Source organism: Streptosporangium sp. NPDC049046 (assembly GCF_040649155.1).
Classification (GTDB): domain Bacteria; phylum Actinomycetota; class Actinomycetes; order Streptosporangiales; family Streptosporangiaceae; genus Streptosporangium.
Map to the genome: position 1 here is coordinate 71,935 of NZ_JBEZEZ010000001.1, position 23,660 is coordinate 95,594.

The 23,660-nt window shown below is 67.5% G+C and carries 24 protein-coding genes; 16 read left to right on the forward strand and 8 right to left on the reverse strand.

Features of this window, described 5'->3' with window-relative positions:
- Positions 1–75 precede the first annotated feature (75 nt).
- The 4 genes from AB0B96_RS00340 to AB0B96_RS00355 all read left to right on the forward strand — a co-directional run bounded on the left by AB0B96_RS00340 (position 76) and on the right by AB0B96_RS00355 (position 2,964).
- Entirely contained in the window at positions 76–891 is an 816-nt protein-coding gene (locus tag AB0B96_RS00340) for an acyltransferase (RefSeq protein WP_362895190.1), read from the forward strand.
- A gap of 28 nt (positions 892–919) precedes the next feature.
- Complete coding sequence (locus AB0B96_RS00345) at positions 920–1,513, forward strand: DUF4126 domain-containing protein (protein WP_362895192.1); 594 nt, start codon at positions 920–922, stop codon at positions 1,511–1,513.
- Between the two features lie 76 nt (positions 1,514–1,589).
- A complete protein-coding gene (locus AB0B96_RS00350; RefSeq protein ID WP_362895194.1) occupies positions 1,590–2,204 on the forward strand; it encodes a hypothetical protein in 615 nt (204 codons plus the stop codon).
- Positions 2,205–2,382: 178 nt separating this feature from the next.
- Positions 2,383–2,964, forward strand: a complete 582-nt coding sequence (locus AB0B96_RS00355; RefSeq protein ID WP_362895196.1) for a Uma2 family endonuclease — start codon at positions 2,383–2,385, stop codon at positions 2,962–2,964.
- Between the two features lie 54 nt (positions 2,965–3,018).
- On the opposite strand, the gene AB0B96_RS00360 is transcribed toward AB0B96_RS00355, so the two are convergent.
- Positions 3,019–3,660 carry a hypothetical protein gene (locus tag AB0B96_RS00360; RefSeq protein WP_362895198.1) on the reverse strand — a complete coding sequence of 214 codons (642 nt, stop codon included), beginning with the start codon at positions 3,658–3,660 and terminating at the stop codon, positions 3,019–3,021.
- A gap of 259 nt (positions 3,661–3,919) precedes the next feature.
- Complete coding sequence (gene uvrB, locus AB0B96_RS00365) at positions 3,920–6,031, reverse strand: excinuclease ABC subunit UvrB (protein WP_362895200.1); 2,112 nt, start codon at positions 6,029–6,031, stop codon at positions 3,920–3,922.
- A 199-nt stretch (positions 6,032–6,230) separates the two neighbouring features.
- Here uvrB and AB0B96_RS00370 point away from each other — a divergent pair, with 199 nt between their 5' ends.
- The 10 genes from AB0B96_RS00370 to AB0B96_RS00415 all read left to right on the forward strand — a co-directional run bounded on the left by AB0B96_RS00370 (position 6,231) and on the right by AB0B96_RS00415 (position 15,336).
- Positions 6,231–7,856: an SPFH domain-containing protein gene (locus AB0B96_RS00370; RefSeq protein ID WP_362895202.1), complete on the forward strand. Its 1,626-nt coding sequence runs from the start codon at positions 6,231–6,233 to the stop codon at positions 7,854–7,856.
- Positions 7,856–9,106, forward strand: coding sequence for an SPFH domain-containing protein (locus tag AB0B96_RS00375; protein ID WP_362895204.1), 1,251 nt, complete (start codon positions 7,856–7,858; stop codon positions 9,104–9,106). Before AB0B96_RS00370 ends, AB0B96_RS00375 begins: the two co-directional genes overlap by 1 nt.
- Positions 9,107–9,136: 30 nt before the next feature.
- Complete coding sequence (locus tag AB0B96_RS00380; protein ID WP_362506650.1) at positions 9,137–9,910, forward strand: sporulation protein; 774 nt, start codon at positions 9,137–9,139, stop codon at positions 9,908–9,910.
- A gap of 55 nt (positions 9,911–9,965) precedes the next feature.
- Positions 9,966–11,147, forward strand: a complete 1,182-nt coding sequence (locus tag AB0B96_RS00385; RefSeq protein ID WP_362895206.1) for a sigma-70 family RNA polymerase sigma factor — start codon at positions 9,966–9,968, stop codon at positions 11,145–11,147.
- 63 nt (positions 11,148–11,210) lie between these two features.
- Positions 11,211–11,753, forward strand: coding sequence for a dihydrofolate reductase family protein (locus AB0B96_RS00390; RefSeq protein WP_362895208.1), 543 nt, complete (start codon positions 11,211–11,213; stop codon positions 11,751–11,753).
- Between the two features lie 163 nt (positions 11,754–11,916).
- Positions 11,917–12,120, forward strand: coding sequence for a hypothetical protein (locus AB0B96_RS00395; RefSeq protein ID WP_362895210.1), 204 nt, complete (start codon positions 11,917–11,919; stop codon positions 12,118–12,120).
- A gap of 7 nt (positions 12,121–12,127) precedes the next feature.
- Positions 12,128–12,586, forward strand: a complete 459-nt coding sequence (locus AB0B96_RS00400; protein WP_362895212.1) for a Clp protease N-terminal domain-containing protein — start codon at positions 12,128–12,130, stop codon at positions 12,584–12,586.
- 6 nt (positions 12,587–12,592) lie between these two features.
- Positions 12,593–13,480 (forward strand): alpha/beta hydrolase, encoded by an 888-nt coding sequence (locus tag AB0B96_RS00405; protein ID WP_362895214.1) that lies wholly within the window; start codon positions 12,593–12,595, stop codon positions 13,478–13,480.
- A 109-nt stretch (positions 13,481–13,589) separates the two neighbouring features.
- The gene (locus AB0B96_RS00410; protein WP_362895216.1) at positions 13,590–14,408 is read left to right on the forward strand and encodes a DUF4259 domain-containing protein; all 819 of its coding nucleotides are present in this window, start codon (positions 13,590–13,592) and stop codon (positions 14,406–14,408) included.
- A 130-nt stretch (positions 14,409–14,538) separates the two neighbouring features.
- Positions 14,539–15,336 (forward strand): hypothetical protein, encoded by a 798-nt coding sequence (locus AB0B96_RS00415; RefSeq protein WP_362895218.1) that lies wholly within the window; start codon positions 14,539–14,541, stop codon positions 15,334–15,336.
- Between the two features lie 290 nt (positions 15,337–15,626).
- Here AB0B96_RS00415 and AB0B96_RS00420 read toward each other — a convergent pair whose 3' ends face one another.
- Both AB0B96_RS00420 and AB0B96_RS00425 read right to left on the reverse strand, forming a co-directional pair.
- Complete coding sequence (locus tag AB0B96_RS00420) at positions 15,627–15,845, reverse strand: hypothetical protein (protein WP_362895220.1); 219 nt, start codon at positions 15,843–15,845, stop codon at positions 15,627–15,629.
- Complete coding sequence (locus AB0B96_RS00425; protein ID WP_362895222.1) at positions 15,842–16,261, reverse strand: ATP-binding protein; 420 nt, start codon at positions 16,259–16,261, stop codon at positions 15,842–15,844. The genes AB0B96_RS00420 and AB0B96_RS00425 overlap by 4 nt, the downstream gene beginning before the upstream one ends.
- A gap of 252 nt (positions 16,262–16,513) precedes the next feature.
- Between AB0B96_RS00425 and AB0B96_RS00430 the strand changes: the two genes are divergently transcribed.
- On the forward strand, positions 16,514–17,341 hold the full coding sequence (locus AB0B96_RS00430; RefSeq protein WP_362895224.1) for a helix-turn-helix transcriptional regulator: 828 nt from the start codon (positions 16,514–16,516) through the stop codon (positions 17,339–17,341).
- Entirely contained in the window at positions 17,323–17,541 is a 219-nt protein-coding gene (locus tag AB0B96_RS00435; RefSeq protein ID WP_362895226.1) for a DUF397 domain-containing protein, read from the forward strand. The genes AB0B96_RS00430 and AB0B96_RS00435 overlap by 19 nt, the downstream gene beginning before the upstream one ends.
- A gap of 128 nt (positions 17,542–17,669) precedes the next feature.
- Here AB0B96_RS00435 and AB0B96_RS00440 read toward each other — a convergent pair whose 3' ends face one another.
- From AB0B96_RS00440 to AB0B96_RS00455, 4 genes are all read right to left on the reverse strand, one after another.
- A complete protein-coding gene (locus AB0B96_RS00440) occupies positions 17,670–18,527 on the reverse strand; it encodes an SAM-dependent methyltransferase (protein ID WP_362895228.1) in 858 nt (285 codons plus the stop codon).
- A gap of 315 nt (positions 18,528–18,842) precedes the next feature.
- Positions 18,843–20,228, reverse strand: coding sequence for an endo-1,4-beta-xylanase (locus AB0B96_RS00445; RefSeq protein ID WP_362895230.1), 1,386 nt, complete (start codon positions 20,226–20,228; stop codon positions 18,843–18,845).
- Between the two features lie 157 nt (positions 20,229–20,385).
- Positions 20,386–21,612, reverse strand: a complete 1,227-nt coding sequence (locus tag AB0B96_RS00450; RefSeq protein WP_362895232.1) for a cellulose binding domain-containing protein — start codon at positions 21,610–21,612, stop codon at positions 20,386–20,388.
- Positions 21,613–21,973: 361 nt separating this feature from the next.
- Positions 21,974–23,290: a cellulose binding domain-containing protein gene (locus AB0B96_RS00455; RefSeq protein ID WP_362895234.1), complete on the reverse strand. Its 1,317-nt coding sequence runs from the start codon at positions 23,288–23,290 to the stop codon at positions 21,974–21,976.
- Positions 23,291–23,660: the final 370 nt, after the last annotated feature.

Here is a 23,660-nt window from a genome sequence, read left to right on the forward strand (position 1 = left end):
ACCCGCATTTTTCTCAAACCCAACCAAGCGGTAATTTGATCCGTTATGTCACTTCATGGTGTGGTAAGGCGGGCCATGGGCAGCCTCGTGCACCGGCTCTGGGCAGCTGTTCGCGCGGCCGGCACCATCACCCCCGTCAGCCCCGCCGGATACCGCTTCAGGCGCCTCGGCGAGGGCGCCTGCCTGTCGTTCCCGCCCGGAGCCATCTTCGGCGAGGCCTGGATCGAGATCGGCGACCACACCCTGATCGGCGAGCGGGTCTCCATCTCCGCGGGGATGGGCCCCGGGGTGGACCTGGGCCCGGACTCGATCGTACGGATCGGCGGAAGCTGCTCCATCGGCAGGGGCACCCACATCGTGGGCCACCAGTCGATCGACATCGGCGACGACGTCTTCACCGGCCCGTACGTCTACATCACCGACCAGAACCACGTCTACGACGACCCCGAGGCACCGATCGGCCGCCAGTGGCCGCGCAACAACCCGGTGTCCATCGGGTCGGGATCGTGGCTGGGCACCGGCGCGATCATCCTGCCCGGCACCCGGATCGGCAGGCAGAGCGTGGTGGCGGGCGGGGCGGTGGTGCGCGGGGAGTTCCCCGACCACAGCGTGATCGCGGGCATCCCCGCCAAGGTGGTGCGCCACTACGTCCCCGGCCAGGGCTGGCTGCCGCCCCACCTGGACACCGTGGAGACCGCGGAAACAGTGGACGCCGTGGAAACGGCGAGGACCGTGGAGGTCACGAGGGTCGCGGAGGTCGTGGAGGGCACAGAGGGCACGGAGGTCATGGACCTCGGGGCCTCGGGGGCGGCGGAGGGCATCGACACCGAGACCGGAGTGATACCCCGCGAGGGGACGGATCGGGATCGATCGACGGCCGGTAACCGTTGAAGGGGGAGAGAGACACTACGGAGGTGCGATGCTCGCGGCACTGACGGGCCTTGGACTCTCCACGGCGGCCGGGCTCAACGCCTACATCCCGCTGCTGGTGGTCGGCCTGCTCGCCAACTTCACCGACCAGGTACGGCTGCCGCAGGAGTTCGCCTGGCTGTCCAACGGCTGGGTGCTGGGGATCATCGGCGTGCTGCTCCTGGCGGAGTTCGTGCTCGACAAGGTCCCGGTGGTCGACAGCGTCAACGACATGATCCAGACCGTCGTCCGCCCCGCCTCCGGCGGCGTGGTCTTCAGCGCCACCGAGGCCGCGGCCCGGCTGGACGGCTCGACCTGGATGAGCCACAACCCCTGGCTCAGCTGGGTCCTGGGGATCGCGATCGCCCTGGCCGTGCACACCATGAAGGCGGTCACCAGGCCCGTGGTGAACACCACCACGGCCGGGGTGGGCGCCCCCGTGGCCAGCACGGTCGAGGACGCCGGATCACTGGGCATCGCCCTGGTGGCGATCTTCCTACCGGTCCTGGTCATCGTGATGGTGGCGGGACTGGCGCTGTTCGCCTGGTGGGCGACCCGCAGGATACGACGACGGCGGCGAGTGGCCGTCCCGAGCCCACGATGAGACCGCGTCCGCGCGCCCGCGCGAGGATCGCGGCGCGGGCTATGCTCGAAACATCCCGTCCAGTCCCCGCAGGGAGGTGGCTCCGATCGGCGATTTCCTCATCGTCCTGATGGTGATCCTGCTGTTCTTCCTTCTCCTGGGAGCGGCCGGGATCTACCTGCTGGTCAAGATCGGCAAGAAGGCCACGAAGAAGGCCAGGACCGTCTCCACCAGGGTCGCCAGTCACGTGGCGGCGATGGGCACCGGCGACGCCGCGGAGACCGAGCGGATGCGCCTCGACCTGCGACGCGAGGTCTCTCTCACCCGCCAGGCCGTCGACCACGCGCTGCGCGACGGCTGGGGCCTGGGCGACCTGCCCCACCTCGTGGCCGAGATCGCGGTGCACGCCGAGCAGCTCGACGCCCAGCTCGCCCACTACGCCCAGGAGCGCCGGGTCTCGCCCTACATCGACCACACGGCGCTGGACCGCCTGCGCGAGCACCACGCCAAGCTCACCACCTCCTGCGCCAGGATCAGGGCCGACCTGCGCAACGACCAGATGGCGCACTCGGCCGGGAGCATCGACGCGATCCAGGGCCGCACCGACCTGGAGATCGAGGCGCGCCGCCGCGCCCCCGACCCCCTGGAACAGATCGACGAGCTCTACAACCGCACGATGGTCAACCGCGCCCACCCCGACGACTCCCGCTGAGCAGTCCCCTCACTGTGGTCCCTTCGTGAAGGGACCACAGCCGGGCAGACCATCGGCGAAAACCGTCGGCGGCCCCTGGAGGTCGCCGCGTCTCGAACACCCCACACACCAGACACGGTGAGTGTCAGGATGACTCCGTCAGGTAATGTTTCCGGATGTCACCGAAGGAGGTTCTCTGATGGCAGCCGTTTTCCCCGAGTGGTTCTACCCGGGGCCGGCAGGCGGGTGGACCGCCGACATGCTCGATCATCTCCCCCCCGGTGCGCCCCGGCATGTCGAACTGATCGACGGGTCGCTCATCATGATGTCTCCGCAGACCACTTTTCACATGCTCATGCTCAGACTTCTCGAAAGAGAGCTCACGCCTCCTAGCGATCTCGCCGTCGTCCGTGAGATGACCGTGACCCTGGGGATGAGGCAGCGACCCGAGCCCGACATCATGGTGGTGGCGAGTTCCGCCCTGACCAGCCTGAGAACGACCTCGTTCAAGCCCGAGGACGTGCACCTGGTGGTCGAGGTGGTCTCCCCCGAGTCGCTGGAGCGAGACCGCACCACCAAGCCGATCAAATACTCCGGCGCCGGGATCAGGCACCTCTGGCGCGTGGAGCAGGAGGACGACAAACCCGTCGTCTACACCTTCGAGCTGGAACCCTCCGTCAAGGCCTACGTCCCGACGGGCATTCACCGGGGGCGGTTGAAGACGGACATCGGCTTCGACGTCGACATCGATCTCGACCTCGGAAAGTTCATCGGTGCCTGACACGCTCTCGGCGGTCAAAGCCGAGAGCCTCCGCGCCGGGCATGTGTGACGAGGTCAGCTCCCCACGAGGTCGTCGTAGGTGGCTCCGGCGTTGATGCGGGCCCGCATGGCCTGGGCCTGGGCGGTGGTGGGCAGGAAGCCTTCGAGCAGGGCGGGGAGACCGACGCGCCAACCGAGCAGGGCCGCGGGCGACTGCCGGTGTCCGGCGCGGATCACCGAGACGCCGACCCTGATCGCGTGCTCGTTGCCGGGCGGGACGTTCGGGCGGTCGGTCTCGACTGCCGAGTAGCGGAAACCGTCGGCGAGGTCACAGGGCGGGCAGCCCAGCGGCCCCCTGCCCAGCCGGGCCCCGCAGTCGGGGCAGACCAGCCGGTCGAGGGCGGCGTCGACGACCCGCCAGTCGTGCCGGTCGGGCTCTTCGGCGACCATCTCGGCGATCGCCGACTCCTCCTCGGCGGACAGCCCGACCTCACCGGGCACTCCCGCCGCATCGGATCCGGTGGGCCGGCCTGATCGGCCATGTCTCGCGGACGGCCTGGCCTCGCCAGGCTCGGCGGACGGCTCGGCCGCACCGAACCGCTCTCGCAGGAACCTCCGCCAGCCGTCCTCGACGATCCGGTCGACCAACGCCGCGCATCGGGCACAGTCGGGCGCCCCGCCGTACTCCCAGCAGCCGCAGTCGTCGCATCGTCGCATCAGGCGACCGTATCCGGCCGCGCCCGTGACGGGCGAGCCGTTTTCACTCCGGCCCCGCCCCTCCCTGAACGCTTCGCTTTTCGCTCCTCCGCCTGGCCTCCCGGCCCGGCCGCACCGTCCACCGAACGCTTCTCGCTCCCCGGGTGATCCCCGGAGTCCTCACATGGTTTCCGGAATCTCCGCGTGGTCCCCGGTCCCCCGTCGCCCTCGGCCGCCGGTCGCCCCCACGGCATATCGGATCACCCCGAAAGCGACCGGGTCAGGAGACTCCCGCCTCGCGCATGTCGCGCACCTCGCGCTTGAGCTCCTTGATCTCGTCGCGGAGCCGGGCGGCGACCTCGAACTGCAGGTCGGTGGCGGCCTGGTGCATCTGCTCGGTGAGCGACTCCATCAGCGCCTCCAGCTGAGCCCTGGGCATCTCTCCGGCGATCGCCCTGGCGTGCTGGCCGGCCTGCTTGACCGCGAAGCCCGGGACGGGGGCCTTGCCGCGCGACTGCTGACGGCCGCTGCCGCCGAGGAGCTGGGCGGTGTCGGCGTCCTCGCGGTTGAGCGAGTCGAGGATGTCGGCGATCTTCTTGCGGAGCGGCTGCGGGTCGATGCCGTTGGCCTCGTTGTAGGCGATCTGCTTGGCCCGGCGGCGGTTGGTCTCGTCGATCGCCCGCTCCATGGAGGGGGTGACCCGGTCGGCGTACATGTGCACCTGGCCGGAGACGTTTCTGGCCGCGCGGCCGATGGTCTGGATCAGGGAGGTCTCCGAGCGCAGGAAGCCCTCCTTGTCGGCGTCGAGGATGGCCACCAGCGAGACCTCGGGCAGGTCGAGGCCCTCGCGGAGCAGGTTGATGCCGACCAGCACGTCGAACTCGCCCATCCGCAGCTCGCGCAGCAGCTCGATGCGGCGCAGGGTGTCGACCTCGCTGTGCAGGTAGCGGACCCGGATGCCGAGCTCCAGCAGGTAGTCGGTGAGGTCTTCCGACATCTTCTTGGTCAGCGTGGTGACCAGGACCCGCTCGTCCTTCTCCGTGCGGGTGCGGATCTCGTGGACCAAGTCGTCGATCTGCGACTTGGTCGGCTTCACGATCACCTCGGGGTCGATCAGCCCGGTCGGCCGGATGACCTGCTCGACCACGTCGCCCTTGGAACGGCCCAGCTCATAGGAGCCCGGCGTGGCCGACAGGTAGACCGTCTGGCCGATCCGCTCCAGGAACTCCTCCCACTTCAGCGGGCGGTTGTCCATCGCGGAGGGCAGGCGGAAGCCGTGGTCGACGAGCGTGCGCTTACGGGAGGCGTCTCCCTCGTACATCGCGCCGATCTGCGGGACGGTCTGGTGGGACTCGTCCAGGACCAGCATGAAGTCTTCGGGGAAGTAGTCGAGCAGGGTGTTGGGTGCGCTGCCCGGGGTGCGCCCGTCCATGTGGCGCGAGTAGTTCTCGATGCCGGAGCAGGTGCCGATCTGGCGCATCATCTCCAGGTCGTAGGTGGTGCGCATGCGCAGCCGCTGGGCCTCCAGGAGCTTGCCCTGGCGCTCCATCGTCTCCAGGGTCTCGGCGAGCTCGGCCTCGATGCCCCGGATCGCGCTCTCCATCCGCTCGGCGCCCGCGACGTAGTGGGAGGCGGGGAAGATGTAGAGCTCGGTGTCCTCGGTGATCACCTCGCCGGTGAGCGGGTGCATGGTCGCGAGCTTCTCGATCTCGTCGCCGAACATCTCGATCCGGACGGCGAGCTCCTCGTACTTGGGGATGATCTCGACGGTGTCGCCGCGCACCCGGAAGGTGCCCCGGGTGAAGGCCATGTCGTTGCGGGTGTACTGCATGTCGACCAGGCGGCGCAGCAGGGTGTCGCGGTCGATCTCCTGGCCGACCTTGAGCCTCACCATGCGGTCGACGTACTCCTGCGGGGTGCCCAGGCCGTAGATGCAGGAGACGGAGGCCACCACGACCGTGTCGCGGCGGGTCAGCAGCGAGTTGGTCGCCGAGTGGCGCAGCCGCTCGACCTCCTCGTTGATCGAGGAGTCCTTCTCGATGTAGGTGTCGCTCTGCGGGACGTACGCCTCGGGCTGGTAGTAGTCGTAGTAGGAGACGAAGTATTCGACCGCGTTGTTGGGCATCATCTCGCGCAGCTCGTTGGCGAACTGGGCGGCGAGCGTCTTGTTGGGCTGGATGACCAGGGTGGGCCGCTGGAGGCGCTCGATCAGCCAGGCGACGGTGGCGGTCTTGCCCGTGCCCGTGGCACCCAGCAGGACGTTGTCCCTGTCACCGGCCTTGACGCGCCGTTCGAGCTCGGCGATCGCGGCGGGCTGATCGCCCGAGGGGGTCATGTCGGTGACGACCTCGAAGGGTGCCACCTTGCGCTGCAAATCTGTTACCGGCCTCACCTGTCCCACTGTAGGCGGCGTGACCGACAATTCTTCCTCACAGGTCCACGTACGAGTGGGCAGGTGTCAACCGCGTGGCAAGCGATCCGCAAGTCGGATCCCCTTTACTGTCCCGCGTGCCAACGATCACAAAGCGTGATATATCGAGCTCTCGACGTATCCCGAACCTGGAGGTGTGATGTCCCGCCCAAGAGAAGCCATGCAGTACGCGAGAGCCGCGGCGCAAGCCATAGGACAGGGGGGCGACGTACGCCAGATGGTCGGGCAGGCCGTGGGGCAGTACGCCGGCCAGTCCGCGGGGCAGTACGCCGGGCAGGTGGCCGAGCAGGTCACCGGACAGGGGCAGGCCAGGGGCACCAGGTCCGCCGGTGACGGGAGCTTCTCCCTCGACCCCTCCGACTTCATGGCCGCCCGTGATCAGGGTTCCTCCATGGGCACGATCATCGAGGCCCGCAGCGCCGCCCTCAACGAGGCCGGGGAGATCGTCAACCAGAGCTTCAGCGGCAGGGGCCCCGCCGGGGAGCCGGTCCACGTCATCTCCCCCGTGGTCATCCCCAAGAGCACCACCGCCAGGGTGGTCGTCCCGCTCGTCGTGCTGGCCGGGCTCGGACTGGTCGGGCTCGTCGCCACCGGGCTGCCCGACGGTTTCCGCGTGCTGTTCGGCCCGCACTACTGGGCCGTGCTGGTGCTCGCCGCGGCGTTCCTGTGGTGGCGCAGGAGCGTGGTCATGGTGCCCGAGGGGTGCAAGGCTCTGATCACGAAGTTCGGCAAGCTCGTGACCATCGCCGAGCCCGGCCGGGTGACGCTGTTCAACCCGTGGAAGCGGGTCAGCTACATCGTCAACACCACCCGCGAGTATCCCTTCAACGCCCCCATCCGCGAGGCTCCCACCCAGCAGGGCGTCAAGGCGAGCGTCGACCTGTTCCTGCAGTTCCGGATCGAGAACCCCGCCGAGTTCATCTTCGTGCTCGGCTCGGTGAGCGGTTTCCAGGCCAAGCTGCAGAACGCCGTCAGCGAGGTCACCCGCTCCCTCATCTACGCCCAGCGCGCCGAGGAGATCTACGACCTGGTGGGCGAGAGCACCATGGGCATGCTGGACAACCTCAACCAGCAGTTCATGCCCGCCGTGCGGCTCACCGACGTCAACATCACGCACGCCGAGCCCTCCAGCCAGGAGTACCGGATGGACCTCGCCGCCCCCGAGATGATCAGGGTGGCGAAGGAGGCGTACACCTACGAGTACGAGCTGCAGCTGCGCAAGGAGCAGAACGAGGGCGACCTGATCAGGGAGCTCGCCGGGCTGCAGGAGCAGCTGTCGGCCATCCACGCCGAGATCGCCGGGCACCAGGCCAGGATCGACACCGCGTTGGAGCGTGCCTCCCACCAGGCCAAGGCCCAGGGCGGCCAGCGGCTGGTGGAGGCGGAGTCCATCGCGAAGGCGAACGCGGCGCTGCTGGAGGCCCAGGCGCTGGACATCCGCTCGCTGAGCGCCGCCGAGGCGCCGGAGATCCTCGACTACCGCTTCCAGCAGGATCTGCTCGACAAGCTGGAGTCCGTCGCCTCGCACCTGCCCCGCCTGGTGCAGGTCGGCGACACCGTCGACATCGACCTGCTCACCCTCGCCAGGCAGCTGGTCGGCAACCCCGAGGCCCAGCTGTTCTCCCAGGCGGACATGGCCGCGATCAGGGCACGGATGATCGAGATCGGCGACCGTGTCGAGAGGCGCGGGGCGGAGATCAGCTCCCTTCTCAACCCGCCCGCCGACACCACCGTCCCCATTCCCGTCCCCGTCGCGGGACGCGTCGCGCAGGAAGATGAGGTCTGATGAGCGGCAGAGAGTTCTCCAAGATCAAGGAATCCCTCGCCTCCTGGTCGGAGATCCGCCAGCTGCTGCGCGGCGGCGAGTCCGGCCAGCTGGTCCCCGTGGTGATCCCCAAGGACCGCCGCGGCTTCGCCTGGGTGACGCTCCTTTTCTTCTCCCTGTACCTCGCCGGTACGGCGGCGTTCGCCGGAGGGGCACTCTCCTTCCTGGCCGCGATCGGAGCGGTGTTCTCGCTGATCGCGGCGCTGGTGTGGCTGTGGCGCCGGGCGATCATCGAGATCGAGGAGGGCACCACGGGCGTGCGCAGCCGGTGGGGCGCCATCGTCGGCACGCTGCCCCCCGGGCGCCACTACCTGTGGCTGCCGTGGGACCGGGTGGACGCGGTGGTCGACACCTCCACCGAGATCCCCTACTCCGCGCCGATCGTGGCCTGCCCGACGGCGGAGAACGTCCCGCTCAAGTCGATCGAGTTCTTCCTGAAGTTCCGCATCGTCGACCCGGTGGCCTTCGTCCGTACGATCGGCGCCGGCAACTTCGACCTGGTGCTCAGCAGCGCCGTACAGGACGCCATCCGCCAGCGCAGCCGCCGGGTGAACACCGAGCGCGCCTACGACCTGCGCGGCTCCGACGTCGGCGACATGCAGGAGCTCCTCACCCGCCAGCTCGGCCGGTACGGCGTGCGCATCACCGGCGCCAACATCCCCGACGTGCAGCTGCCCGACCAGTACCAGCAGCACCTCGCCACCCGCGAGAAGGTCGCCAAGGAGCTGTCGGCGTTCGAGCGCGAGTGGGAGCTCACCCGCAAGCGCAGGATCGACACCCTGCTGATGGAGATCGAACGTTCCAAAAAGACGCGGGACGCGCGTATCGTCGAGGTCAGAGCAGCCGCCAACACCGCGCGTAAGGACGTCGCCCGCATGCTGGAGGAGCACGAGACCGAGGCGCAGCGGGTGCGCTGGGAGATCGAGGCGAAGGGCCGGGCCGAGCTCACCTCCGCCGAGAACGAGGCGAAGGGGCTGCGCAGGCTCGCCGACTCCTACCGCGACAACCGCGCGGTGCTCCAGTACGAGCTGGCCCGCCGCAGGCTCGACGTGGGCGCCAAACTCGCCGACAGCGCCCCGCGTCCCGTCGTCGTCCGCACCTCCGGCGCCTCCGGCGACCCCTCCATCCTGTCCACCATGCTTCTGGCCCAGATCCTGCCCGAGTTGAGCAGCGGCAACGGCCAGACCAAGCCACAGAGTCAAACCCCCTGATGAGAAATTCTCCAGACCCCAGGAGTCCAGATGGTGTTCCGTAAGCTGATGGCCGCGTTCGGCGCCGGTGTCGAGGTCGACACCGTGCTGCAGAACTCGCACGTGCGGCCCGGCGAGGTCCTGCGCGGGCAGGTCAACTTCCGCGGAGGCGGCTCCGACTACAAGGTGGAGGGCATATTCATCGACTTCACCGCCGTGGTCGAGGTCGAGAGCGGCGACAACGAGTACAAGTCGACGTACAGCTTCCTGCGCCAGCAGATCACCGGGCCGTTCCACCTCGCCGCGGGCGCCCCGCAGTCGGCCCCCTTCCAGATCCAGGTCCCCTGGGAGACCCCGATCAGCGCCGTCGGCGGCCACCCGCTGCACGGTATGAAGCTCGGCGTCTCCACCGAGCTCGCCCTCGCCGGCGCGCTCGACAAGGGTGACCTCGACCCGCTGTTCGTCAACCCGCTGCCCGCCCAGGACCACCTGCTCGGCGCGCTGGACCGGATGGGCTTCCGCTTCAAGAAGGCCGACCTGGAGCGGGGCACCCTGCACGGCTCGCGGATGCCGTTCTTCCAGGAGATCGAGTACTACGCCGGCGGCGAGTACCACCGTCACTTCAACGAGCTTGAGCTCACCTTCATCTCCGGCCCCCAGTCGATGGACGTCATCCTGGAGGCCGACAAGCGCGGCGGCTTCCTGTCCTCCAGCCACGACACCTACAGCCGCTTCACCGTCCACTACAACGACCACCCCGGCCAGGTCGAGCAGTCGCTGCGCGCCGGCCTGCAGGCCATGGCCCAGCGGCGCGGCTGGTTCTAGCCTCCCTCGCGCACGTGCGGGTGTGTTCCGGTCCGCCGGGGCACACCCGTTTCGCGTGTTCGTACGGAACGCGTGGGGGCGCTTCGTACGCAGCGCGGGAAGCGCCGAGCCGCGACGTCGTCCCACCTGGCGTAGGGTTCCCGCCAAAGACCGGCCGACGGCCGGGACGGGAACGAAGGGCGGTCGGGTGGGCGCGGGTGACGGCGACGAGACGGTGGCCGCCGCACGGGCGGGCGACGAGTCCGCGTTCACCGCGCTCGTCGAGCGTCACCGGGGTGAGCTGCGCGTGCACTGCTACCGGATGCTGGGCTCGTTCGACGAGGCGGAGGACCTGGTGCAGGAGACATTCCTGCGCGCCTGGAAGAGCCTCGGCGGTTTCGAGGGGCGCTCGACGCTCCGGACCTGGCTGTACCGGATCGCGACGAACGCGTGCCTCGACGCCCTCGACGGCCGGGCCCACCGGGTGCTCCCCCGCCACCTGGCCGGGCCCTCGGATCCGAGCGCCGCACTCTCGCCCCCGGCCGACATCGCGTGGCTGCAACCGTACCCCGACCGGCTCTGGGAGCCGGTCGCGCCCAGCGAGGCCGAGCCTGACTCCGTGGCCGTCACCCGGGAGACGATCGAGCTGGCGTTCCTCGCCGCGCTCCAGCACCTGCCGCCCCGGCAGCGGGCGGCGCTGATCCTGCGCGACGTGCTCGGCTGGCCCGCCAAGCGGGTCGCGGCGCTGCTGGAGGGCAGCGTGGCCTCGGTGAACAGCGCGCTGCAGCGGGCCAGGGCGACGCTCAAGGAGCATCTGCCGGAACGCCGCCTGGACTGGGCGCCGTCGGCCGAGCCGACCGAGCGGGAGCGGGCGGTGCTGCGGCGCTACATGGACGCGATGGAACGCGCCGACCTCGTCGCGATCGCCGACCTGCTCGCCGAGGACGTACGGACGGAGATGCCGCCGTGGCCCACGTGGTTCAGGGGTCGTGACGCGGTCGTGGCGGCACTGGCGGCGAGCTGGGACGCAGGCTCGCCCGAATACGTGGGCCGGTTCCGGATGCTCCCCGTCCGGGCCAACCGGCAACCGGCCGTGGCGGCCTACGTACGAGGGCTCGGCGAGCCCGCCCACCGCGCTTTCGGGATCTCCGTGCTGCGGATCGAGGACGACCGGATCGCGGAGATCGTCGCCTTCCACGACCCCGGCCTGTTCGCGACGTTCGCCCTGCCCACGACGCTCTCTCCAGAACACCGATGAGTTTTCGCGCGATCCCCCGTCTCAGGACAGGTCACCCAAAACCGATCCTGACGGAGGCACCTCATGGGCAAGACGCTGTATTCGGTCACCATGTCGCTGGACGGCTTCATCGCCGGTCCTGGCGGTGACATGTCCTGGCTGACCGAGCACCTCGGCCCCAACCCAACGGTCGACAGGCTCATCGGTGAGATCGGCGCGCTTCTCGTCGGCAACCGCACCTTCGGCGGCGACGACCCTCACAAGGGTACGGACAGCGAGGGCAAGGCGTTCGGCGGAGGGTGGAGCGGACCGCAGTTCGTGCTCACCCATCACATCCCGGACATGCCGGTACCGGGGATCACCTTCGTCGACGACCTCGGCGGTGGCGTCACCGCGGCCAAGGCCGCCGCGGGTGAGAAGTACGTCAACATCCTCGGCGCCGACATCGCCCGGCAGTGCCTTGAAGCGGGGCTGCTCGACGAGATCCTCGTGTTCGTGGCGCCCGTCCTGCTGGGCGACGGTGTCCGGCTGTTCGACCACCCGGGCGGGACCAACATCAGGCTGGAACGTATCGAGCTGACCCACGTGCCGCACGCGACGAGCATCCGGTTCCGCGTCGTCGGCTGAGCCGTTTCCGGCTCACAAGCTCGAAGAGCGCGTCGGGCGCCTACTTCGCGGGCAGCACGCCACGGGGATCGAGCTTGGCGCTGTCGGCCATGACATTGGTTTCTCATCGCATGTTTGTCAGTTTGGTTTGACATCCTGGATATGTCAAACCAAACTGACAAACATGCCTGTGAATCATCCGTCACCCGCATTGACGTCCGATGACCCAGCGAAGGGCCTTCGGGCAGTGCTGGCACTGCGACGGCTCGCCGAGCGGTTAGAGGCCAATCAGGTGGCCGCCGCCCGTCGCGCGGGCTGGTCCTGGCAGCAGATCGGGGACGCTTTGGGCGTCACCCGCCAATCCATCCACACCAAGTACGGAAAGTGAGGCAGCGGTGGTGAGACTGAAGCCGCCGTTCGGCATGGGCCAGGTATACCTGGACGCCAACACCGAGGCCCTGCGCAGAGGTGACCGCAAGGTCAGCACCGAGCACGTGCTCCTGGCGCTGCTGATCGACTCTGATTCGAACACCGCCCATGCGCTGGGAGTGAGCCTGGACGCCGCCCGCGAAGCACTGGAGCGCCTGGACCAGGACGCGTTGGAGTCGATGGGAATCGAGGCGACGTCTCCAGGGCCGGTCTTCCCCGGCCGCGAACGTGATCGCCTCCCGCTGACTCCGGCGGCCAAGGCGGTCTTCACCGGCCTGGGAAAACAGGCGGGCCGGGAGCGGATCGGCATCCATCACGTGCTGCTCGGCCTGCTGTCCCACAAACACCCTGACCCGGCGGCCGTGCTGCTGGACACACTCAGCGTGGATCGCACCGTGGTCCGCACCCGGCTGGGAAAGGGCTGAGACCTGATGAGTGATGCCAAGACAGTTTCCTACGATACCGGCAAGGTCATCTCCGGGGACGGCACCATCATCGGCTACCGCCGGTTCGGGGCAGGGCCAGGAGTCGTGCTGATGCACGGTTCGATGATGGCCTGCCACAACTTCATGCGGCTGGGCGCGACGCTCAGCGGCGACTTCACCGTCTACCTGCCCGATCGCCGTGGCCGGGGAATGAGCGGCCCGTACGGCCCCGACTTCACGCTGCGGCACGCCGCAGAGGATGTGCAGGCCCTGATGGAGCAGACCGGGGCGCGCAATGTCTTCGGACTCAGCGCCGGCGCGATCCCGGTCCTGCGGTGGGCGCTGACCTGTCCCGAGGAATACAAGATCGCTCTGTACGAGCCGCCGCTGCCGGTCGGCGACCACTCGCCGGTGGCGTGGCTGCCCCGCTACGAGCGGGAAATGGCACGGGGACGGACCGCGGCCGCGCTGGTGACCGTCGCCAAGGGCACCAACGACGACTCGCGCGTGATCAGGATGCTGCCCCGAGCCGTCCTGGTGCCGCTCATGGGCCTGGGGATGCGCGCTCAAGCCCGGCAGGCCGACGGCGACGTCCCCCTCAAGGACCTCGTCCCCACCATGCAGCAGGAGGCCCGCCTCGTTCTCGACGCGACCGATCTGATCTCGTCGTCCACCACCGTACGAGCCGAGGTCCTTCTACTCGGTGGTAGCAGAAGCGCACGCCCTTTCAAGGATGCGCTCACCGCGCTGCACACCGTGATCCCGCATGCCCTCCGGGTGGAATTGCCCCATCTGGGCCACCTGGCCGCGGACAACGGTGGGCACCCCGACCGCGTCGCCCACGCCTTGGCCGACTTTTTCACCAACGACCACATGCCGCCACGGAGCCGATGACGCGCCGGCGCAGTAGCGATTTCCCAGGTCTCTTCCAAAAGAATTCACACGCTCCACAGTGACGAACACGACCTCGTCCTGGCCGAACCTTCCGGAAAGGACCTGCGGCATGGACAGTTCCCCCTTCTTCGAGGGCCCTTTCGACAGCGACGAGGGCTCTGACGCCATCGCGGAGCTGGAGGGCAGAGAGGACGCCGCCGCGACGATGGCCGAGGCACTCGACGCGTTCGTGCGCGAAAACGAGGAGTACGCCGAAGAGGGAGCCGCGGATGAGGCGCTGGCGTTCGCATGCCTGGTCGCCGCCCGGATCTCCGGCATCGCCCCCGACGAGGCCGCCCATCACTGGCTGGACCGCATCCCCTTCACCGTCTCCGAGGACCTGCGTCTGCTGGCCCGCGCTGCGTTCACCCTGACCACCCGTTCGCGGGACAACTGGCTCCACGAGGTCCGGGCCGGAGACTGGCAGGTGTTCTTGGAGCACCTGGAACCCTACGGCAAGGCCCTCCACGGTGAGCCGCAGAACCTGCCGATCCCGTTCGTCCCGGACCTCTCCCGTCAGGAAAACCAGTGGCTGCAGGCGTACTGGGATATCGGTGCCCAAGGACTGCCGGACGACACCGCCTACGCGGACGCGGCGAAACGCCTCGTCCTGGCCGTCAACGAGGCACCGGCCTGGCTCGCATGGTGGCGTCCCGCCAACCTGCAGGAACTCACTGTTTTCGGTCATCTCACGCCAGGGGCGTACACGGAGCGGATCTCTCGTGGCCGCACCACGGCCGAAGCCTGGATCGACTTCGGCCACTCCCACGAGGACTTCGGGGAATCCGTCACCCAGCAGGTCTTCGGCGATGTCCGCAAGGCTCTGGCCGCCGTGAGCCGCTATCTCCGCCTCGATCCCGTCCCCCCGCTTCCCACCCTGCCGGGGTGACGCCAGGTTTTCGTCCGCCAGTCGGGGCCGACCGGCGTAGGGAAGCCAGGCGCGAGGCATTGTCCCGCTTGCCCAGATAAGCCGTAAATTAGCTAATCAAGTGCTGCTATATGCCCTAATGTCGGTGACTATGAAAATTCGCACGATCATGGCGATGGCCGTCGCCTTCGTTCTGCTTTTCCCCGGTACGGCCACCGCCTTCGCATATCCGGTCGAGGACGCCCCGCTCCTGACCGGCAACCCCCTTTACTCCGCCGGCAAGCTCCCCGCCGCGAGCTGCGCGAGGAAACCCGCCAAGGGCAAGAGCCTCGCCTCGGTGAAGAGGCACGTCAAAGCGCTCGTCACCTGCATGAACGACACCTGGGATCCCTACTTGAAGCAGGCCGACCTGTCGTTCGTAGCGCCCAAGGTGGAGATGTACGGAACCACCCTGGAGAAGAAGTACGAGCGCTACTGCTTCGGGGCCAAAATGAATCCCGCCAAGTCGGAGGTGGTCCACTGCTTCGGGACCTTCCTCTCCGTGCATATCCGTCCCGACTGGATCAAATCTTCCGACGACGTCCCGATCTTCGCGGAGTTGAGTTCCGCCTACGCCGAGCACGTGCTGAGCCTGGTCGACATCACCGAGGGCTACAACGCCCTGCACGCCGACAACGGCGACGAGATCCTGGAGCAGCTCCGCCGCTTCAACCTGCAGGCGAAGTGTCTGGGCGGAGTGACCGCGAGGAGCATGTGGTCCGCCCTCGGCTACCCCGCCAAGGACGCCCGCCGCCTGCTGGACCTCGCCAAGGCCGAGGCCGACCCCAAGGGCAAGCCCCGTTACTTCGGCAAGGGCGCCAATCTCGTCCACTGGACCAAGCGGGGCTATTCCACCGCCAACCCCGGATCCTGCAAGACCTGGACGGCCCCTTCCGCCAAGGTCTCGTAACCGACTTCCTGGACTCTCTGAGGTTCCGAGGTCTCCGCCATCACGGCGGCGTCTCACGCCACCCCGCGCGACCGGCCCGGCTTCCGTTCTCCGGAATCCAGGCCGGCCTCTCGGGGATCTCGCCTTTTCTGAGAGCGGATTAAATCCGGCAGGCGAGGATCGGCGTTCTCGGAATCCTCCTCGGACATTCGAACGATCGTTGATCACAATTCGCCTCATCCGCATGCGAAGAACCGCGACCGGAGCCGGAGAAGAGCCCGCCCGCGCCGGTTTCCCTGCCGGTTCTCGGGTCATTGCGCCGACAGCCGAATCTCACGCTCGTTCTCGGCCGCCAGGCGGCGCGCCATTTCACCGAGGGTGGCCGCGCACAGTACGTTGGACAGGCCGCTCTCCTCGGACAGGCCGTGTCGGCGTACCGCGTGATATCCGCCTTCAGCCGCCTCTGAGATGAGCCAGTGCCTGCCGTACCTGGCGACGAGGATGGCGATCTCCCCCGGCCCCCCGGTCACCGCCGCGCCAGTCGGAACCAGACGATCCGGCCCGCCGCCCCCTCGTGCCAGCCCCAGGACAGGGCCACCTCACTCACCAGCCAGAGCCCACGGCCTCCCTCGGCCTCCTCGTCCGGCTCGGCCGGGATCTCGGGTGCGCAGGTGGCGGAGCCCTTGTCTGCCACCGCTATCTGGATGGTCTCACCGCAGTTCGCGACCACGACCGTCACCAGCCCACCGGCGCGTCCCGACTCGGAGTGCCTCACCGCGTTCGACACCAGCTCGCTGACCAGAAGCTCGGCGTCATAGGTATCCCGTCGCCCCGAGTTCTCCAGCACGCCTCTGACATATCGCCGGGCCGCACCGACCGACTCGGCCACCCCTGGCAGCTCGACACTGCCCAGCAGACCGAGCACGGGAACCGCTTCGGCATCCATTCGACCACCGCCATTCCTGCGAGGTGCCAGGCGCCATAAATTCACCTGTCACAATCTCTCCGCTAACCGGGCGAATTGTCCATTTAGTTCTTTGACATCGTCCGGATAAAAGCTTGGCACCATAGAGTGCGCAGAGTTAGGCTGCCGTTACAGAAAGAATCGACCGACAAATAAGCGACTAACTCCTACAACCGGTGTAGTAATTTGTCGTTTATTCGACGGCCGACGTCATCGAAATGCTGGAGTGATGACATGGGAAACGGCTTCGACCCACATCTGACCCCGACCCAACGCTTCGGCCGCGAGCTCGGCCGAGCCCGCAGGGAGGCGGGCCTGTCACAGGAGCGGCTCGGCATCCACCTGGGCGTCTCGACATCGCTCATCGGACACATCGAGACCGGCAACCGGAAGCCCGGCCTCGACATGGCGGCCCGCTGCGACGAGCTCTTCAAGACGGACGACCACTTCACCCATCTCTGCCGAAACATCACCGCCCCCACCGGGCCACGCTGGTACGTCAGATGGTCCGAGGAGATCGAGCCCCGCGCCCGCGTGCTGCGCTGCTGGGACCCGTTCCTGGTCCCCGGCCTGCTCCAGACGGAGAACTACGCGCGAGCCGTCTTCCGTGGCGACTTGGCCACTTCGGAACAGGAGGTCGAAGACCAGGTCAGCGCCCGTATGCGACGGCAAATCATCCTCACAAAGGACGGTCCGCCCATGCTATGGGCGCTTCTCGACGAGTGGATCCTCCGTCGCCCGATCGGAGGCCGGGAGGTCATGTACGAACAGCTCGACCATCTCGCTACCGTCGCCGGTCGGCAGAACGTGAAAGTGCAACTCGTCCCTCACGACACCTTCTGCACTGCGGGTCTGATGTCCGGATTCGTACTCGCCCAAATGCCGGACGCACCGACCACCGTCTCCATAGAGTCTGCCGGGGAAGGCGAAGTGTCAGCGGAGCACAATCTGGTAACCACCGTATGGGACAGATATGACCGGCTCCGGGCAGAGGCACTTCGTTCTAGCCTGTCGCTAGAAATGATCAAAGAAGCGAGGGACCAATGGAAGCAACAGACCTGAACGGCCCCGACCTCTCCAACGCCACCTGGAAGAAGAGCTCCCTCAGCGGCGGAAGCGGCGGAAACTGCGTCGAAGTCGCCAACCTCCCCCGAACCATCGCCATCCGCGACAGCAAAAACCCCACTGCCCCGGCCCTCATCCTCTCTCCGGGCGAATGGGGTGCTTTCCTGTCCGCCGTGAAGTCGGGCCGGTTCGACTGACCGGCAGAGCCATCCCCGGCTCTCGCCTCCGAACACGCCAACGGCAGAAAGCGTCCAGAACGACGGTCGGCAGATGGCGGCGTGGGTCGATGGGCGGGCGGTCGTGCGAGGTGACCGCCCGCGAGGTCTTACGGTTTTACGGCCAGGCCACCGTAGGCCCATGCGTGGCCGCCGCCGGGAATCGGTTCTTGGTATTCGTCCTCGTCCGGTCGCCAGGTGACCACTTCGACGAGTCCGGGAGCCGCCATCGTCCAGCCTTGGAAGAATTCCGTCACCTGCGCGTGGCTTCGCGGGACCATGGGCGCCGCCCCCTTGTCGAAGGGCTTGGTGAACTGCTCTTCTGGCCCTTTCGGTGCGAAGTCGAGCGTGACGTGCGACAGCAGCAGTTGGCTGCCCGAGGGGACGGCGGACTTGTATCGCTCGACCAGCTCGTGGGGCTTTTCTTCCTCGGTGATGAAGTGCAGGACACCGGCCAAGATGAGCGCCACCGGCCGGGTGAAGTCGATGACTTCGGTGATCTCGGGATGCGACAGGATCCGGTCCGGATCCCGCAGATCGGCCTCGATCACCGTGGTCATACCTTCTTCGCTGCTCGCCAGCAGAGCGCGCCCATGCACCAGGACGATGGGATCGTTGTCCACATACGCCACGCGAGCTGCTGGGTTGACCTGCTGAGCGATCTCGTGGGTGTTCCCCTGCGTGGGGATGCCGGTGCCGATGTCCAGAAACTGGGTGATTTTGGCGTCGGCGGCCAGATAGCGTACGCCTCGGCCGAGAAACGCCCGATGGGCGCGTACCCCTTCCCGCGTGCCGGGTGAGAGTTTGACGAGTTGCTCCCCCACCTCGCGGTCGGCGGCGAAGTGGTCTTTACCGCCCAGAAGATAGTCATATACGCGTGCCGGATGAGGGATCGTCGGGTCGATTCGTGCGCCGGGCGCATTGGCATCGGCCGCCTGCGCACTTAATCGGTTGATGGAATCGGCCATTGATGCTCCTCGAAGATGTGACTGTACCGATACGTCCGTCGATACAGAACGCGACATCGCACACTGTAGCCCGTTACCAACCAGTTCGCCGCTTATGCGTATCGACTGATGGCCTGTGTCGATGCTCATGACTAATGTGCGTGGCGACCCGATGAACCTATCTCCGGCGCATACAGCTCATATCCACATCAAGCTCTCAAAAAATGCCATCCTTCGCGATTCGATGAACCATTTCATTGTTCGCGGGATACGGCGCGTGACCATTGAAACGGTTTCGTCTCCGGTGAAGGCGTGCTCTCCCCGCCGGGCCGGGGTTCATCCCGTCAGGCCGTCGCAGGTGATCGACGGGGTGGCCGCCGTGCCGTGAGCGATGAAGCCGAAGGTGGTCGAGGCTCCCGCCGCGACGGAACCGTTGTAGTCGACGTTGCGGACGGTCACGTTGGAGCCGGATACGGTGTGCTCACCGCTCCACAGGCTGCTGATGCTCTGCCCGCCCGGCCAGGTCCACCGCACGGTCCACCCGTTGATCGGCGCGCTGCCCGCGCTCACCGTCACCGTCGACTGGAAGCCACCCGGCCAGACATTGTTCGTCCGCATCGTCGCCGAGCACTCGCCGGTCCGGGGGGTCGGTGTGGATTTCGGGGTCGGGGTGGGGTTCGGGCTCGCGGCGTTGAGCGCGTCCAGCACGGCGTTGTAGGCCGGCTTCTTGTCGCTGCCGCTGAACAGCAGCGGGGTGTCACTCGAACGCCAGGAGTCCTGGTCGCGCACACCCCACACGGTGATACCGGTGCAGCGCGCCACCGCCAGACAGTCGTTGACCACGTTGGCATAGGTCTGAGCGGGGGCACCCTGGATGTCCAACTCGGTGATCTGCACGTCCACACCCAGGGCGGCGAAGCTGGAGATGGTGGTGCGGAAATTGCTGTCGTACGGGCTGCCGCTGTTGAAGTGGGCCTGCAGGCCGACGCAGTCGATCGGCACGCCGCGCGCCTTGAAGTCGCGGACCATGTTGTAGACGGCCTGGGTCTTGGCCCAGCTCCAGTTGTCGATGTTGTAGTCGTTGTAGCAGAGCTTGGCGGCCGGGTCGGCGGCGCGCGCGGTGCGAAAGGCGACCTCGATCCAGTCGTTGCCGGTGCGCTGGAAGTTGGAGTCACGCCGTCCGCCGGAGTTGCCGTCGGCGAAGGCCTCGTTCACCACGTCCCAGGCGTAGATCTTGCCCTTGTAGTGGTTCATCACACCGTTGATGTGGTCGATCATCGCCTGACGAAGGCTGCTGCCCGAGAGCGACTGCATCCAGGCCGGCTGGCCGGGGTGCCAGAGCAGGGTGTGTCCGCGCACCCGCTTGCCGTTCTGCACCGCCCAGTCGTGGATGCGGTCGCCGCCGGTGAAGGTGAACTGGCCCCGCCTCGGCTCGGTGGCGTCGATCTTCATCTCGTTCTCGGCGGTGATCATGTCGAACTCACGGTTCGCGATCGTGGTGTACGCCGAGTCACCGAGTTTGCCGGCACTGATCGCGGTGCCGAAGTATCGCCCGCTCTGCTGGGCCGCCGCGGCCAGCGTGGACGCGGCCGCGTCGGCCGGGAGTGGCATCGTCTGCGCGGAGACGATGCCGAGGATTCCGACAGCTGTGGCCAGCAGCGCACGTCGAAGGCCACGGGAACGTCCGCAGGTTCGGAAAGGGGGTGACGCGTGCGAACTCATGCCTGAGCCTCCATGGCTGGACCGACGATGCGGGAGGTCACGGGAGCGTTCGCGTGTACGGCCTCTCGGCCCCGGCCGCCGGATCCATCGGCGGCCGGGGCCGAATTCTCACTCTCGCTCCCTTGAGGATCGGTGGTCGACGGTGCGGATACGCGGGTCAGAAATTCTTGGTGCGGACCGTCCAGGGGGCCCTCGCCGCCAGTCCCGAGGGGCTGAGGATGTAGGCGCGTGCCGTGGCGTTGCCGTTGAGGGTCATGTCCAGGAACTGGACCACCGCGGTCATGCCCTCGTTCATCTGCGCGCCGGTGATGAACCCGACGTGACCGGCCTGCGGATGCTCGGCCAGCACGGACGGTACCCGCGCGAGGTCGTAGTTGGCCCGGCTGTTGTCGTAGGCGATGTCGGAGGGTCCGCCGTGCATGAACATCGCCGGGGTGTGCAGCTTGGACAGTTCCGAACGCGGATACCCGAACGAGCCGTCCGCGAAGAGTCCGCTGTCCAGTGAGACGACACTCTTGACCCGCTGGTCCTGGGCGGCGATCAGCGCTTCCAGCCCTCCGCAGGAGTGGCCGGCCGTGGCGACCCTGGACAGGTCGAGGCGCTGGTAGAGCGGTGAGCCGGCGCGGGCGTTCTCCCGTTCGGCCCAGCCGATCCCGTCGGTCAGCAGCGACGGGATCGGAGACCCGCTCGCCACCCCGTTCGGCGAGTTGTCGACCGACGCGGTGTTCACCACGACGATTCCGCGGGCCGCGACGAACGTCAGCGCTCGGACGACCTCGCTCCCGTTGGTGTGGGCGCACGCCCCGTTACCGAAGAGCAGCACGGGCATGGCGCGCCCGAGGGCCGCCGGATTCGTCGGCCTGTACACCGTGTAGCGGTTGGTGCCGTACGCCCCCTCCCGCGTGACCGGGAAGTTGTTCTCGATGAGCGGCCGGTTGGAAGGATCGGGAGTCGGCGTGGGGGTCGGCGTCGGTGTGGGGGTCGGCGTCGGAGAGGGAGAAGGAGTGGGCGTCGGGGTGGGTGAGGCGATGACGCCGGTGCAGGTCACGCCGTTCAAGGCAAAACTGGACGGCACCGGGTTGGAGCCGTTCCAACTTCCGTTGAACCCGAAGCTCGTGCTGCCTCCACTGGGGATGCCGCCGTTGTAGGGGGCGTTCGTCACCGTGACCTGCGCCCCGGACTGGGCAACGGTGCCGTTCCACAGCTGGGTGATGGTCTGTCCCGCGGGGAACGACCAGGTCAGCTTCCAGCCATTGATCGGGTCCCCGAGGTTGTCGACGTTCACACTCGCGCCGAAGCCGCCCTGCCACTGGTTGGTGACCGTGTAATTGACCCGGCATCCGGCCGCCGACGCCGACGCCGACGCGATGTGTGTACCGGCCACACCGGCACCGACCATCAACAGCGCGGCTGCGACGGCTGCCGACGGCTTTAACCGCAGGCGGAGGGAAGTGAGGTGTCGCATCGATCATTCCAATCTCGAGACATGGCGTTCCGCAGGAAGAAAGCGTCATCGCGGAACCCCGGCCGAGGACTCGCTACGGCGGTGGCCGAGGTTCCGCTGCTCGCCTGCGGGCCGCCCGGCGACCGGGAGGGCGGGCTGTTCCACGTGGTACGGGGTTCCCTCGCCCGGCCGGAAGGCGAGGCCATGCGTCGTCGCGATGAACGGTCACCCCGGCCTGCCGCGGTGTCCCGGCGAGGGGATGGGAGCGTTGGCTCCCATCCCCTCGCCGCTGGTGACCGGGTCAGGCGGTGGTGCAGGTATTGCCGTTGAGGGTGAAGGAACTGGGTTTGGAAGTGTTGCCGGTATGAGTGGCCTGGAAGCCGATCTCAAGGCTGGCCCCGGGGGCCAGGGCGGCGTTGTAGCCGACGTTAGTGGCGTTCACGGTGCCGGTGGTGGGACTGTAGGTGGCGTTCCAGCCGCTGGTGATGGCCTGGCCCGAAGGCAGGGTGAAGCTCAGGGACCAGCCGTTCAACGCCGTCGAGCCGGTGTTGGTGATGCTGATGGCGGTGGTGAAACCGTTGTTCCAGCTGTTCATCGTGTACGCCACCCGGCACGCCCCCGTCCCGGGTGTGGGGCTCGGTGACGGGCTTGGGGTGGCGCTCGGCGACGGACTTGGTGAGGGAGTGGTGGTGGAGGAGAACTGCGTGAAGAACTTCCACACCTCTGCCGGCACCCATGTCCTGGAGCCGCTGTCACCGGGGGCGCCGTCCTGCGGGGCGGCGATGTGGCCTTCGTCGAAGGCGGCCCAGGCGACCGGATAACCTGCCCGGCACCCGGAGTAGGTGGTGACGCGGTGCGTCAGACTGCCCTGGCTGGGCTCGGGAGGGTTCTGCGCGGTGCATCCGTTGTTGCGGACGAACGTGTCCCGCAGAGACCGGCCGCTGCCGACACCGAGGACCGAATCCCTGATCCCGTGAATTCCCAGGTAGGCGATGGGCTGGGTGCCGCCGCTACAGCCGCTGAGCAGCCCGCCGGACTGCACCGCGACGGCGCGGAAGACGGTGGGACGGGAACACGCCAGCGAGTAGGACATCGCCCCGCCGTAGCTGAACCCCAGCGCGAAACGCTGGGAGGTGTCGACGCACAGATCGGCTTCGATTTGCCGAAGGATGTTGTCGACCAGGGCGACATCCTCACCACCGGAGTTGGCCCATCCGTTGTTGAGCCCCTGGGGAGCGACGAAGATGGCGCTGTTGTTGGCCAGCCTCTGCAACCCGTAGTAGGCCCATACGTCGCGCTGGACGGTCTGCCCGGTCGCCACGTCGGTGGCGGTGCCACCCAGCCAGTGGAACCCGAAGATCAGCCGGTAGGGACGGTTGTTGTCGTAGCCGTCGGGAATCCGCAGGATGTAGGAGCGGTTCTTGCCGTTGTTCTGGATCGAGTAGGTGCCGCTGCGCAGGGTCGGCGCCTTGCCGCACCCGGCGGTCGGGGCCATCGCGGCCAGGCTTCCGGACGAGGTGGTGCCGGCGCTGTGGCTCAGCGCCGCATGAACTTGAGTCAGGACGAGGAGCGCCGCGATGCCGGCCGCGGCGAAAATGGACTGAGTTCGTGAGATCACGTTGCCTTCTCTGAAGTTGGTCTCGACGACGTGGCTGGGAACCCTCACTCCTTCCTCTCGGACCAGGCACGGGAGTGCCGATGGGGGGGCACACCAGGGTCTGCGCGCAGGCCGTCGCCGGCCTGTGGTGGGGGGGTTCAGCCCGGCGGACCGAATCGGCCGTCGAACCTTTGCCGCATGTTTCTCGCACACGGCGGCAATCGTCGGAGAAAGCAGCACCGACATCATGATTCGGCATGCGCCATCGGCAAATCGACGCACCAGCCGATCACAGTCCTGGCTATATCTCCAAAGTAAGGTCGGCGATTGTTAACGCTAGCATTTCAGCGCGTCGGATTGCGCGTTACGGTAGGCGCGCGAAAGCCGGGCT

Excerpts from the sequence above, each read along its gene's own strand:
- AB0B96_RS00340 (WP_362895190.1), top strand. The coding sequence starts at position 76 with ATGGGCAGCCTCGTGCACCGGCTCTGGGCAGCTGTTCGCGCGGCCGGC.
- AB0B96_RS00345 (WP_362895192.1), top strand. The coding sequence starts at position 920 with ATGCTCGCGGCACTGACGGGCCTTGGACTCTCCACGGCGGCCGGGCTC.
- AB0B96_RS00355 (WP_362895196.1), top strand. The coding sequence starts at position 2,383 with ATGGCAGCCGTTTTCCCCGAGTGGTTCTACCCGGGGCCGGCAGGCGGG.
- AB0B96_RS00360 (WP_362895198.1), bottom strand. The coding sequence starts at position 3,660 with ATGCGACGATGCGACGACTGCGGCTGCTGGGAGTACGGCGGGGCGCCC.
- AB0B96_RS00370 (WP_362895202.1), top strand. The coding sequence starts at position 6,231 with ATGCAGTACGCGAGAGCCGCGGCGCAAGCCATAGGACAGGGGGGCGAC.
- AB0B96_RS00375 (WP_362895204.1), top strand. The coding sequence starts at position 7,856 with ATGAGCGGCAGAGAGTTCTCCAAGATCAAGGAATCCCTCGCCTCCTGG.
- AB0B96_RS00380 (WP_362506650.1), top strand. The coding sequence starts at position 9,137 with ATGGTGTTCCGTAAGCTGATGGCCGCGTTCGGCGCCGGTGTCGAGGTC.
- AB0B96_RS00390 (WP_362895208.1), top strand. The coding sequence starts at position 11,211 with ATGGGCAAGACGCTGTATTCGGTCACCATGTCGCTGGACGGCTTCATC.
- AB0B96_RS00395 (WP_362895210.1), top strand. The coding sequence starts at position 11,917 with ATGCCTGTGAATCATCCGTCACCCGCATTGACGTCCGATGACCCAGCG.
- AB0B96_RS00405 (WP_362895214.1), top strand. The coding sequence starts at position 12,593 with ATGAGTGATGCCAAGACAGTTTCCTACGATACCGGCAAGGTCATCTCC.
- AB0B96_RS00410 (WP_362895216.1), top strand. The coding sequence starts at position 13,590 with ATGGACAGTTCCCCCTTCTTCGAGGGCCCTTTCGACAGCGACGAGGGC.
- AB0B96_RS00415 (WP_362895218.1), top strand. The coding sequence starts at position 14,539 with ATGAAAATTCGCACGATCATGGCGATGGCCGTCGCCTTCGTTCTGCTT.
- AB0B96_RS00425 (WP_362895222.1), bottom strand. The coding sequence starts at position 16,261 with ATGGATGCCGAAGCGGTTCCCGTGCTCGGTCTGCTGGGCAGTGTCGAG.
- AB0B96_RS00430 (WP_362895224.1), top strand. The coding sequence starts at position 16,514 with ATGGGAAACGGCTTCGACCCACATCTGACCCCGACCCAACGCTTCGGC.
- AB0B96_RS00435 (WP_362895226.1), top strand. The coding sequence starts at position 17,323 with ATGGAAGCAACAGACCTGAACGGCCCCGACCTCTCCAACGCCACCTGG.
- AB0B96_RS00440 (WP_362895228.1), bottom strand. The coding sequence starts at position 18,527 with ATGGCCGATTCCATCAACCGATTAAGTGCGCAGGCGGCCGATGCCAAT.
- AB0B96_RS00445 (WP_362895230.1), bottom strand. The coding sequence starts at position 20,228 with ATGAGTTCGCACGCGTCACCCCCTTTCCGAACCTGCGGACGTTCCCGT.